Genomic DNA, 11,585 nt, shown 5'->3' on the forward strand with positions numbered 1-11,585 from the left:
TGGCGTCGAGTAGACGGGTGGCGTGCTGCCAGTCGAGGATAAGCGGTCGCTTTCCCATCAAGGAGTCAATTAGGCGCGTGCGATGGATGTTCATCGTGCGAGCGGCATCCTTTGTAGTGAATCCAAAGTTTTCCCACTGTGATTTCGCGGCATTTAAGACGTGTTGGCGGTTCTGTGCGCTGATCCGGTAAAAGGCCCATTCCCGGGTCTCGGGTTCTGTGAGGGCGCGCAGAAGCTCTTGTGCGTCGATTGCAAGAAGCTCGGCCAGAGCGATCACGGCCGGTTCGGAAAGCGGTTGTCTGGCCTGCGCAAGTGCCGTGGAGGTGTGAACTTTCCCGTTGAGGGCATGATGGAGGGGTTTGCCTGTCAGGCGCAGCCGGTGGAGGTGAAAGGCCAAGCGGGCCTCTAGCGATGCGGCATCTTGGTCTTCACGGAGGAGCGGCCATTTGTAGGGCAGTCCGGGTTGCTTTCTTTTGAAAGCATATGGGACCGGATCTTAGGCGGGTCAGGAAAACTCCTGACGGGGTTTGGATGAGCGGAATGCGGGATAATCAGCCGGAAAATCCGCAAAGGGCATATATCCGCTTCTTAATCGGCAGCAGGCGGGATTTGTATCGCAGCAGTTTCGGAAAACGGTTTCGGAGAAAGGTTTCCAAAATCCCAAGCGGGCTTTGCAGTTTGGCGCGCATAAGGGCGGTACTTACGGCCGCGACGACGTCTTGGCGGTTGAGCGCAGTGGCGTAGGCGCGGATTTCCACGGCGAAAAGCTTCGAGGAATAGGTCTTCAGGAAGATGTTGCGGAACAGGTTGGGGGAGTAGCCATCCCACCTGAAGGTGCGCGCATTCCGGGTTTGGCCGGCGAGGTCGAGGGTCAGCATGGTGCGCAGGCATTTCTGGCACCTCGAGCAGTTCAGCTGGTCGGCGTGAAGGGTTTTCGTGCAGACCCGCAAGAGCTGGAGGGCCATCGGGCTTGTGGCGATGTGAAGGGTTTTCTGGATGCGGTTGAACTGTGCGCCATCGTGGACGATCCGGGTACGTGAGGACGTGTGCAGGGGATCGGTGAGGGGGTGCGAACCGAACGGGATGAGCTGGCCATAGGTGAAGGTGGAGCCGATGAGCACGGTATGAAGCTTCTTTCCGAGGAGGTGGGCCACGGCGGCGAGAGCGGAGCCATGGACGACTTTCTCCCAGCTGTTTTCATAGGTGTCGTGCCACTCGAGGAGATTGGTGCGGATGACGATCAATGTTTTGCCAAGCTTCTCGGCCGCATCCTGAAGGTACGTCCGGGTGGTGTCGAAGAGGGCGGCATTGTCGAGGGGGATATCGAAGCCCCAGACCAGGAGCAGTTTGTCGACGGTATAGTGCCCGTCGAGACCGGAATTGGGGGAACCGGTATTGCGCAGCAGGGTGAAAAGGCTATCGACCCCGCCGGAGAAGAACGCGCCGACTTCTTGGGGCTTGGGCGAAGAAGGGGGTGAGAAACCTGCGGTGTTGAGTTTGGGTGAGCGGTACTGGGGATGGAATTGCTTCCACTGGCGGATTAGCGCTGAGACATTATTGAACAGCAGCCGGTCGACGGGGCCGTCTATTTCAATGTCTTCGCCAAGCAGAAGTGCGTATGGCGCGGCAAAGCAAAGCCATGCATCCCAGTTTGCTTCAAGGTAGGAGGCAAAAGGCTTCTCGACTTCGAACCAATAGTTCCTTTTTTCCGATGTCGAAGTGAAGGTGACATCAATACTTGTGCGCACCCAATTAGGGTTGGGGGCGGTTTCAATTTTCAAATTGGTCAGTTTCACGGAATTCTTGATATTGGAGAAATAGATTTATGGCAACGGAAATATATATTTAAGTGTCGAGACAAAGTGCGAAGCAGTTGAAATGCCGACAATCTGGTGAGAAGTTGGCTTTTAGAATAGCTGCACAGCAGCTGACGTTTAGTCATATTATATGCTTGAGGATGTCAGGTGGCTGCGAATGTCTTTGTGGACATTATTGGTATGTATTAAGATGTGCATAACGAAAGCGTAGCAGCATGGTAAATGCCGAGCCGATTAGCATCAGCCTTGATAAACATGGTGCGGGATATATCGAAACAGAGGCGTGGTGGAAGGAAACCCTACGCCGCTGCGATGAAGCGGAGCAGCATCCTGAGAGGATGCTTGATATCGACACATTCTTCCGCAAGGTTCGTGCCGAAATTGATCGCCACATAAGGCAATGAATTAATTAGTATTTTTCTCATAATGTTAGTTATGTTAAATTGTTGAGGTCAACGGTCGTGCCCAATTTTCGTGTTTGTCGAGATCAGTAATTAGGTTCACTTTTGTCATTTAATTAGTTCCTAGATTTCTCCAAGTGTTGACTCCTGCCGGCGTTCTGCCGGTGTTGAAAGTATTTTATAATACGGGAGCGCTAAGTCGGGACTTGCTGCCAGAAAGGGCGTGGGCCTCGTATCCAATAATTGTTGCGGTGATGTGGTGTCGCGAATTTCATCCGTTTATTGTTCATTCGGAATTCGTCGCACAGTATGGCTCTTTAAAAGAATATATGGTATATTCGCTTTGAAAACGAAAGTACCCTACATTGTTTATTCAGCGTTCCCTTGAAAATGCCCTCCTCAATCTCGGAAATAAATACTCCGTCATCTTGGTGACCGGCGCCCGTCAGGTTGGCAAATCGACCTTGCTGAAGCACGCCGTGCCGGATGCCGACTACGTCACGCTGGACGACCCGGAAGACCGTCTGCAGGCGCAAAAGGAACCCAAGCTGTTCCTGTCGCGCTTCAACGGCCCCACGATCATCGATGAGGTCCAGTACGCCCCTGAGCTGTTTCCGTTGATCAAGATGCGCGTGGATGAAAGCCAGCGCCGGGGGCAGTTCTGGCTCAGCGGCTCGCAGCAATTTCACATGATGAAGAACGTCACGGAATCGCTGGCTGGACGGGTTGCCGTTCTCAGCCTTGCAGGACTTTCCACCCGGGAGCTGCTCGGCGAAGCTGACGCCGCGCCGCTGGAGCAGCGGCTTTCGATGCCCGTGAATGCCCTACCGGTGGGCGATGTATTCGAGCGCATCTGGCGCGGCAGCTACCCCGCCCTCCACGACGGCCGAGGCCTCACGCCGGAGGAATTCTATCCGGCCTACGTCCAGACCTATCTGCAGCGCGATGTGCGGGATTTGGCGCGCGTCGGCGACGAGACCGCCTTCCTGCTGTTCATGCAGCTTGCGGCGGCGCGGACGGGGCAATTGCTGAACATGCACGAGCTGGGAAACCAGGCCGACATTTCGAACACACGGGTCCGTAACTGGCTTTCTATCCTCGAAGCCTCCGGCATCATCACCTTCGTAGCCCCGTACCACACCAACCACACCAGCACACTGGTGAAGGCGAAGAAGATGTATTTCCTCGACACCGGACTGGCGGCATGGCTGGGGGGTTGGAAGACCGCTGAAGCCTTGGCGCGTGGAGCGGCCGCAGGCGCCTTCCTCGAGAACTATGTGGTCAGCGAGGTCCTCAAGGGGAGGTACAACAGCGGCCAACAGCCCGATTTCACCTACTTCCGCGATCACAACGACCGCGAGGTGGACATCCTCTCCATCGGCTCAAACACGTTGGTACCCATCGAAGTGAAAACCACCTCCCGGCCCGACGGCCGCACCGCGCGGCGCCTCATGCTTGGGGATAGTCTGAACCTCAAGCAGGGCCACGGCGCCATCGTCTGCATGGTGGAGAAGATCTATCCCTTGTCGGAGACGGTCAACGCGTTCCCGGCGGGGATGGTCTGACAATGACAGCAGAAGCCGCCGCAGCTCCTACCCTGCTATCAGGTTGAAAATCATCTGTTCATAAACCCATATGTCTGCCGGCCGTACCTGTTACGTTCTTGCGGGATATAACCCTTTGGGACAATAATGTCCGCGCAATGACCGATCCTCCTTCGCCCCCGTCGATGCTCTTCGTCTCCGACAACGAAACGTCGGTGGACTTGCTCTATTTCGAACCGATTGCAGTTGCCCTCAGCCTGCTGATTTATTTATGAATAATACCGAGGGGATGGGGACGTGAAGGCTTGTCGGATAGACATAAGGAATTTCCGCGGAATCAAGGCGGCCACTCTTCTGTTGCCTACTCACGGCGTTCTAATTGGTGATAACAACACCGGAAAAACAACAATTTTGGAAGCGTTGGACCTCGTCTTGGGGCCTGACCGATTGAACCGAAAGCCACCTATCGATGAGCACGATTTCTTTCAGGGGAATTACGTTATTGAATCTGCTGCCACAGTAGTGAACGATGGTGGAGCCACTGCTGCAGTTCCAGCAGAACAGGCTCTTGCAGCTGCTAATGAGGACGCTCCAAGAATTGAAATTGAGGTCACGGTCTGCGACTTGAGTGACGAGCAGCGTGCGAAGTTTGGTGACTACGTTGAGTTCTGGAACACAGCAACCGACCAATTTTACACAGAGCCCGAGCCAGCCGGTGTTGATCCGACGCACATCAGCGAAGCACTCAGGATAACCTTCCACGGTTGGTATGATCCGGAAGAAGATGACTTCGAGGGAGAAACGTATTTTACGAGGTCACTGACGGAAGAGGAAAAGTCTGCTTCGTTCACTAAAAAGCACAAGCAGGTCTGCGGGTTTCTCTACCTTCGGTCCATACGTACAGGATCACGTGCCCTGAGCCTCGAGCGCGGCAGTCTTCTGGACATCATCCTCAGGCTCAAAGAGGTCCGTCCGCAAATGTGGGAGGCCACACTTCTTACTCTCGGAGAGATGGAAGTGGCGAGTGACCCAGACCTTGGCATCTCTCCGATTCTGAAGAGCATCAATGGTGCTCTCAAAAAGTACGTCCCCAAGGAGTGGGGCGTCGAACCGCATCTGAAGGTGTCCAATCTCACGCGAGAGCACCTTCGAAAGACGATCACGGCATTCATCGCCACTGGTAACGGCAGCCATGCTGCGCCGTTCTATCGGCAGGGTACCGGCACGATCAACATGCTAGTTCTTGCGATGCTTTCGTTGATTGCGGAGGACAAGCAGAACGTTATTTTCGCGATGGAGGAGCCTGAAACGGCAATTCCTCCTTATGCGCAGAAGTGTATCATTCATGAGGTCCGCAAGCTTGCCTCGCAGACACTCTTTACCTCCCACTCCCCCTATGTGCTTGAGGAGTTTAGCATTGAGGATACCGTTGTGCTCGGTCGAGACGATGATGGCACCCTTGCGCGCCAGAGCATAACTCTCCCAGCCAACGTGAAGGCAAAGCGATATCGGCAAGAATTCCGCATCCGCTTTTGCGAAGGTCTGTTGGCCCGCCGGCTCCTTATAGCGGAAGGTGCTACCGAGGCATCGGCGTTCCCGGCCGCTTGCCGAAGATTGTCCGAGTTAAAGCCCGATGAGTACGCTTCGCTTGAATCTCTTGGTATCTGTATCGTCGATGCCGCCAGCGAGTCCAACATCCCGGGGATGGGCAAGCTCTACAAAGACCTAGGCAAACGCATCTTCGCGATCTGTGATAAACAGGAGGCCGCCAGCGAGGCCTTGATCAAGGCTCAAGTGGAAATCCTTCTCATGCATGCCGAGAAAGGGTTTGAGGACTTAGTGCTCAAGGGAACGACGGAGGCAGCGCTGAAGCGCTTCGCTACCCAAGTCGACTGGCCTCCTCACCTAAAAACGAAGCACCCTAACCCTGATGCCGATATTCGGAAGGCTATGTCAGACTACTTCCAAGCCTTCAAGGCCGATGGTGCCGTAGCTGAATTCTTGGGTGGGTGCAGCGAAGACGAGATCCCAACATGGATCAGAGAAGCCTGTAAGGCGCTTAATGCTGCTTGCAACCCGCCTGTGGCCGCCGCTGTGCCCGCCCCAGCTGCGCAAGCAACTCCTCCTGCGGGGACGACTACCAATGGAGCTAACTGACAAGCAGAAGGAGATTATGGAGGCGCAAGGCCCTCTTCTTGTTACTGGAGGACCGGGTTCCGGTAAGACAACGGTTTCAATCCTGAAAGCAGCTCAGCTTGCACCAGCCTTGCAAGCCGGGCAGAAGGTCCTGTTTCTCAGCTTTGCGCGCGCCACCGTTTCGCGCGTCGTTGAAGCGATTGAATACGAACAAGATATCCCCCCAGCTATCAAGCGGCTGATCGAAGTCGAAACCTATCACTCCTTTTTTTGGCAGATCCTCAAATCACACGGATATCTCATCGGCCTGCCGCGGCGGTTGCACATTCTAACGCCGCCTGGAGAAGCGATTGAGCTTTCTGCTCTGCGTTCTGGATTCCCGAGGAAGGGGCTGAGCGAAGAACAGAAGGAGGAGCAAAAACAGGCAAAGAAGCTTGCCGAGTCTGAAGCGAGGCAATCCTTGGCAGCCCAAGGCCATGTGTGCTTCGATTTATATGCTCCCCTGGTCGGTGACCTTCTTGAAGGAAGTGTGCGCCTCCGCAGACTTGTCGCTCAAATGTTCCCAGTAATCATCCTGGATGAGTTCCAAGATACGAATATTGATCAGTGGCGGGTGGTCAAAGCGATGGGCGAGAATAGCACCCTCATTGCACTAGCCGACCCGGAACAAAGAATTTACGACTGGATTGGTGCAGATCCGGAGCGGCTTGACCATTTCCGCGAGGCGTTCACCCCGACAGAGGTTGATCTAAGCACCGACAACCATCGGAGTGCGGGAACGGATATAGCCAAGTTTGGCAACGACGTGTTGACGGGCAATTTCCGGCAGGCCGCCTATAGCGGTGTAATTATCGACGAGTATAACCCTTTTGGCGGGATCGCCCTGACAAAGCTGGTCACGACCATCTATGCGGCGCGTCAGCGCTTGATCGGCCAGGACGTCAAGAATTGGTCGATTGCCATTCTAGTGCCGACCAAGGATATGACGCGTCTTGTCTCCGATGCATTGCGCACTCCACCGGGAGGAATGCCAGCTATCGTACACAACGCGGTCATCGAGATGGATGCCGCCATTCTGGGCGCCGAACTCATTGCGTGGCTGTTGCAGCCCCACACTGACGAATCTCGTCATTTGGAAGGTTTCATTGAGCTTGTGTGCAATTACTACCGTGGGAAAGGCGGTGGAGATCCGACCAAGGCAGCGCTGGATGAGGCAGACAAGATTCGTGCTGCCTACGATGACATGGTTGCGCGTTTGGCCGCTGACAAGCCGATGCGTAAGAAGAGCATCATCGCGCCGTTGATCGCTGTGTACGAGCAGGCACGGGCGGTTGGCCTAAAGGGTATCCCCGACGAAGATTGGAAGGCTGTCAGGCGGGTCTTAGAGGATGGAGGCTGCACGCGCCTTAAGGAGGCGGGGGAGCAAGTGCGATACCTCCGTGTATTGGACCGTGGCATGCAACTGCGTCAGCAGCTATCGGAAGATTGGCGGGAGAACGGTGCTTACGCAAATGCCCTGACTATCACTCGGCAGGCATTCCTTCAGGAGCATTTTTCCACTAACTCCAAGCCTGAGACCGGTGTGGTGGTCATGAATATGCACAAGGCCAAGGGAAAGCAGTTTGATGAGGTCATTATCTTTGAGCACTGGCCGTCTTGGTATAAGGGAAAAATTGTTGCCAACAGAGGTCGTATCGTTCGGTCTAACGAGGCGGCAGAAATTACCGATCAGGCTCGCCAAAACTTCAGGGTGAGCATCACCCGGGGCAAAAGGGTTACAACGATTTTGACACCTGCGGGGGATCGATGTGTTCTTTTGCCCTAGTGGCCTTCACGGGAGGCTTACAACTGTAACAGTGCTGAACACGTTACTGGCAAACTAGAACACTTCATATATTTGTCTTGCTTTGATGGCCATGCGCTTCAAGGATTGGGCTGCCAACATGGCAGACAGCTCACGAAGAGGCACCCATTGCAGGGCCTTGGATTCGTGGCTGACTTTAAAGTCCATGCTTCGCGCCAGAAGCAAGTAGCGAATGTCGTAGTGCAGGTGGCGCGGTTCGCCTTTTTCCGGGTTGTCGGGAATCTCATGTACGTCCACGTCGAAGATGCCGGGCGTGAAGATCTTGATATCGGTTCTGCCGGACTCCTCTTCGGTTTCTCGTAGGGCGACGCTTCGGATGTCGGCTTCTCCATCGGCATGGCCGCCGAACTGGAGCCATTTGTCCAGAGCCGCGTGGTGGGTGAGAAGCACGCTTTGCCGGTCGCGGGAAAGCAGGAAGCCCGAACCGGTTACGTGTCCGGCGAAGTTTGTGCGGTCAAACGGGTTACTGTCGCGGCGTAGGAATTCAATGGTGGCCCGGATATCTAGGCGCTCTTTTTCATCGAACGGCTCCACTGCGGCCATGTCGTCCAGCAGGTCATTCTTGGTGTAGTTCCGTTTTTGCAGCGTCATGATGTTTTGCGGAATTCCTTTTCCAGGATCGTGTGGTGCCGGGCGCGTGTCTCGTTCCGGCATGCTGATGCTGGCCGTTAGCCAAGTGCCGGCACGGGTTGGATATTGCCACAGGTCGCAGTGGATGCTAGAGAACAAAAAGTGAACAAAATTGCTTGGTTTGAGGCATTGCAGTGGAGCGAAGCGGTCCGACGCGCGTGCGAGACGTGCTTGATAATGATACCCTGACGAAGGTGTCGGTTAGCTGTAATAACGTGAAGTGCAGACACTCGGGGAGCGTTCTGCTTAGCCGTTTTCTTGATGCGGGAGCGACGTTGAACACGCCGGTGTTCCAATTGCGCGAGTGGTGCGTGTGCAGCAAGTGCGGATCTCACGATTTACAGACACGAACGACTGCGTACCCTCGCGGGGTCAAAGGGGTACCCCACATGAAGGACGTGTAGCCGCATGTGCAATATGCGCTCGATGACCAAGACCCGGGAAACGGTGGGCAAGCTGTTTCGTGTTTCAGACAACCGGATGCCTGCGGTTGAGCCCATGGCGGGCATTTATCCGGCCAACGATGCGCCGGTGGTGCGGATGGCGGAAGACGGTGAACGGGAGGTGATCCTTTCGAGCTGGGGGTTTGTTCTGCCGCAGAAGGACAAGGCACCGAAGCGGGTGACGAATTTCCGCGATGACAATCTGGGGTCGCCGTTCTGGCGCTCATCGTTCGAAAATCGCCGCTGCCTCGTGCCGACGACATCCTTTGCGGAACCGAAGGGGCGAAGTCCCGCCATATGGCACTGGTTTGCATTGGGCCGTGATCGGCCCCTTTTTGCGTTTGCCGGAATTTGGCGGGGGTTCCGTGGCGCGGTGAAGAAAGACGGACCTACGGTGGATCTGGCGGTTCACTCGTTCATGACAACAAAGCCTAACCCCCTCGTCGCCACTGTGCACCCGAACCGCATGCCGGTGATCCTCACCACCGAGGAGGAGTTTGATACCTGGCTGAACGGTACGGTGGATGAAGCACGGGCGTTGGTCCGATCTTATCCGGCCGATCGGATGGAGATTGTTCAGTATTCGGAAAAGAAAGTGGATTTGCTACAGCAGCCGGGTTGAAAATGACGATTTGATTTTGAAGAAATGAATTTTGGGAAATGGGGAGCAAGTCGAGGGATGAGCGATTTTCCAGTAGTCGATGCGAGGGCGCCACGCGGTTACACGCTTCAGGACGCGCATGCTCAAGCAGGCAACGTGAGTATGGCACATCTTATCCTGAAACGGAGGGCGTACGTTACAGCACGGGTGAATACGCACCAGCAATTAGGGCTGCCGGTAACGGTGCAAATGATTGACGATTGGTGGAGGGAGGCGTTTGCGGTAGGCACACGGCCGGCTGAGGCAAGCATGAGCGAGCCATCTGGCAAGGAGAAATCCCGCTTGGTGGAGGCGTTTCAGACTTTGCTCGCCATTATGGGAATCGCCGGATTGGTGTGGCTGTACTTTGTCATGTAGACGAGGAATTGTTGGCGTACTGGTTCGGCTGCGGAGTCATCCGCAATTGCCTCTATTGTTGGTACTTCTTGGCAATGCGGGGGTAAAACTCTGCATACCAACGGAGCTTCGTTTGCGTGAAGGCTTGAAAAAAAGGCTGCCCCTCGGGCCAATCCAACGGCAAGAAGGCTCCGGTATTTTCACCAACCTGAACTGCGAGGCGCCCCATTTCGCCAACGGTGGCAGCAAGGGCTGTGACGTCGAAGAACGGCCCAATTTGGGCGTCCATTCCATGGGGCTTCAACATTCCGATGCCCTTCATGCTTGCGTGCCCTGCCAACTCGGAGAATAGCTCGTAGAATTCTGCCCGCTTCTTGCTGGTGAAGCCGTCGCGCTTATCCAGTGCTTCCCTAATCTTTACGGGTTTGAAGTCTCTCAAACGTGTTGCCTTATCAGCGATTCTCCACTTCGCGATGGCACTTCTCTCGGTTCGGAAATAGTCGAGCAGGAATACCGTTTCCATCACGTCCCTAAGGATGAGAGCGCTGGTCTGGTTATAGCCACTGAGCATCAGCTTTGTTGCCGATGCGAGAGCGTTGAACTGCCTCATCCCAAGTACCTGAATGACTTTCAAGTCTTCGTCGTCGGTGGGGTACGTCCGAAGGGCATCAAGCACATCCATCGCACACTCCACGATCTCGATATGGAGGAGCAATTTTGTGTTGGCCTGAATGGCCTCAATGCTCTTTCTGCGGAGGAATTCCTCTCCCCTGTGAAGGGAGACTAGGCTTTCGGGGATGAGACGCTTGGACATTGGCTCACCACGAACTCGGCATACCCTCAATGAGGGTTCGGGGCTGTCGTGTCTCGACAATGGTCTTGTTGCCTCGTTGATAAACCAGTCGGATATCGACGTCCTCCGTCAGTATTTGAAAACAGATGTTTAGGTGTCTTAACAGTCTAGGCGCAGAGTGTTTGATGCCTCAAGGACGGAGCATATCGCTAATCCCTCTTACAGGACATGTAATTGAAGGGAGTGCGTTGTTGTAGCGTGCCAACACTGCTGGCCGACCTACATCGACATCTTGCGTTTGCGGGTCCTGGGCTTTGGGGCGCGTGAGGTTTGCAGGAAGGTCTCGAGCGGCGTGGGTTCGACGGTGTCCTCTTGGGGTAATGGTCCGGTTGCGTGCATGAGTTCGTCGCGGCGCGCGGCGGCCGTGCCGATCGCCAGGTGGGATCTCTGGCTGTTCAGGATAGCATTCAGGTAGTCTGAGGTCTGGCAGGTGAGCGTGTAAGCGGTGTCGGCCTTCTGCCTCAGGTCGTTGAGGAGGCCATCAAGCTGTTCGGCCTCAATGCCATCGCTCACCCATTGCCGGCTTTCATAGTAGGCGATGGCTTCCTTTAGGTGGCGTCTGGCTTCATGTTCCTTTGCCCCGAGGCCTTTGAGTAGCTGGGCAGTGGACCTAGCTTGGGAGGCTTTGTAGTCCTCGCTCCAGGAGGCGAAGGGGGATTTGTCGGTCATCGTGATATGCCCATCGAGCGTTTGCGCTGTTTGGTGGTGGGACGTGACGCCTGCCTTTGGTCACGCATTTGCTGGTACTCGATGCGGATGTGCTGTTCGCGGGTGTCCTGTTCCTGGCGCTGGCCCTGTAGTGCGGACACCGCCGTTGAAATGGCGGGCATCAACTCCGTGAGATGCTGCTCGTTATAGAGGTAGCGGTTGTTGGCGCGCTCGAGTTCCGCCGTTTTGCAC

The 11,585-nt window shown here is 55.2% G+C and carries 12 protein-coding genes; 6 read left to right on the forward strand and 6 right to left on the reverse strand.

Annotated elements, in window-relative coordinates:
• Together K5845_RS20660 and K5845_RS20665 are read right to left on the reverse strand one after the other, a co-directional pair.
• Positions 1-397, reverse strand: a 397-nt coding sequence (locus K5845_RS20660; protein WP_287959904.1) for a hypothetical protein, incomplete at its 3' end; no start/stop codon positions are given.
• A 154-nt stretch (positions 398-551) separates the two neighbouring features.
• Positions 552-1,796: a hypothetical protein gene (locus K5845_RS20665; protein WP_287959905.1), complete on the reverse strand. Its 1,245-nt coding sequence runs from the start codon at positions 1,794-1,796 to the stop codon at positions 552-554.
• A 236-nt stretch (positions 1,797-2,032) separates the two neighbouring features.
• Here K5845_RS20665 and K5845_RS20670 point away from each other — a divergent pair, with 236 nt between their 5' ends.
• The 4 genes from K5845_RS20670 (at position 2,033) to K5845_RS20685 (ending at position 7,723) form a co-directional block, all read left to right on the forward strand.
• Positions 2,033-2,221: a hypothetical protein gene (locus K5845_RS20670; protein ID WP_287959906.1), complete on the forward strand. Its 189-nt coding sequence runs from the start codon at positions 2,033-2,035 to the stop codon at positions 2,219-2,221.
• Between the two features lie 362 nt (positions 2,222-2,583).
• Positions 2,584-3,783: an ATP-binding protein gene (locus tag K5845_RS20675; RefSeq protein WP_287959907.1), complete on the forward strand. Its 1,200-nt coding sequence runs from the start codon at positions 2,584-2,586 to the stop codon at positions 3,781-3,783.
• A gap of 276 nt (positions 3,784-4,059) precedes the next feature.
• Positions 4,060-5,919 (forward strand): ATP-dependent nuclease, encoded by a 1,860-nt coding sequence (locus K5845_RS20680; RefSeq protein WP_287959908.1) that lies wholly within the window; start codon positions 4,060-4,062, stop codon positions 5,917-5,919.
• A complete protein-coding gene (locus K5845_RS20685; protein WP_287959909.1) occupies positions 5,906-7,723 on the forward strand; it encodes a UvrD-helicase domain-containing protein in 1,818 nt (605 codons plus the stop codon). Before K5845_RS20680 ends, K5845_RS20685 begins: the two co-directional genes overlap by 14 nt.
• A gap of 54 nt (positions 7,724-7,777) precedes the next feature.
• Here the strand turns inward: K5845_RS20685 and K5845_RS20690 are convergent, their stop codons facing one another.
• Positions 7,778-8,353 (reverse strand): NUDIX hydrolase, encoded by a 576-nt coding sequence (locus tag K5845_RS20690; RefSeq protein ID WP_287959910.1) that lies wholly within the window; start codon positions 8,351-8,353, stop codon positions 7,778-7,780.
• A 456-nt stretch (positions 8,354-8,809) separates the two neighbouring features.
• Here K5845_RS20690 and K5845_RS20695 point away from each other — a divergent pair, with 456 nt between their 5' ends.
• Positions 8,810-9,457 (forward strand): SOS response-associated peptidase, encoded by a 648-nt coding sequence (locus K5845_RS20695; RefSeq protein ID WP_287959915.1) that lies wholly within the window; start codon positions 8,810-8,812, stop codon positions 9,455-9,457.
• 57 nt (positions 9,458-9,514) lie between these two features.
• Positions 9,515-9,853 (forward strand): hypothetical protein, encoded by a 339-nt coding sequence (locus K5845_RS20700; protein ID WP_287959911.1) that lies wholly within the window; start codon positions 9,515-9,517, stop codon positions 9,851-9,853.
• A gap of 52 nt (positions 9,854-9,905) precedes the next feature.
• On the opposite strand, the gene K5845_RS20705 is transcribed toward K5845_RS20700, so the two are convergent.
• The 3 genes from K5845_RS20705 to K5845_RS20715 form a co-directional block, all read right to left on the reverse strand.
• A complete protein-coding gene (locus tag K5845_RS20705; RefSeq protein WP_287959912.1) occupies positions 9,906-10,646 on the reverse strand; it encodes a hypothetical protein in 741 nt (246 codons plus the stop codon).
• Positions 10,647-10,904: 258 nt separating this feature from the next.
• Positions 10,905-11,354, reverse strand: coding sequence for a hypothetical protein (locus K5845_RS20710; RefSeq protein ID WP_287959913.1), 450 nt, complete (start codon positions 11,352-11,354; stop codon positions 10,905-10,907).
• Positions 11,351-11,585 (reverse strand): hypothetical protein (locus K5845_RS20715; RefSeq protein WP_287959914.1); only part of this gene is annotated, 235 nt, incomplete at its 5' end. The genes K5845_RS20715 and K5845_RS20710, both read right to left, overlap by 4 nt.

Origin of the sequence: Filomicrobium sp., from assembly GCF_025698805.1 — a bacterium.
Lineage (GTDB): Bacteria > Pseudomonadota > Alphaproteobacteria > Rhizobiales > Hyphomicrobiaceae > Filomicrobium > Filomicrobium insigne.

Excerpts from the sequence above, each read along its gene's own strand:
- K5845_RS20670 (WP_287959906.1), top strand. The coding sequence starts at position 2,033 with ATGGTAAATGCCGAGCCGATTAGCATCAGCCTTGATAAACATGGTGCG.
- K5845_RS20685 (WP_287959909.1), top strand. The coding sequence starts at position 5,906 with ATGGAGCTAACTGACAAGCAGAAGGAGATTATGGAGGCGCAAGGCCCT.
- K5845_RS20690 (WP_287959910.1), bottom strand. The coding sequence starts at position 8,353 with ATGACGCTGCAAAAACGGAACTACACCAAGAATGACCTGCTGGACGAC.
- K5845_RS20695 (WP_287959915.1), top strand. The coding sequence starts at position 8,810 with ATGCGCTCGATGACCAAGACCCGGGAAACGGTGGGCAAGCTGTTTCGT.
- K5845_RS20700 (WP_287959911.1), top strand. The coding sequence starts at position 9,515 with ATGAGCGATTTTCCAGTAGTCGATGCGAGGGCGCCACGCGGTTACACG.
- K5845_RS20705 (WP_287959912.1), bottom strand. The coding sequence starts at position 10,646 with ATGTCCAAGCGTCTCATCCCCGAAAGCCTAGTCTCCCTTCACAGGGGA.
- K5845_RS20710 (WP_287959913.1), bottom strand. The coding sequence starts at position 11,354 with ATGACCGACAAATCCCCCTTCGCCTCCTGGAGCGAGGACTACAAAGCC.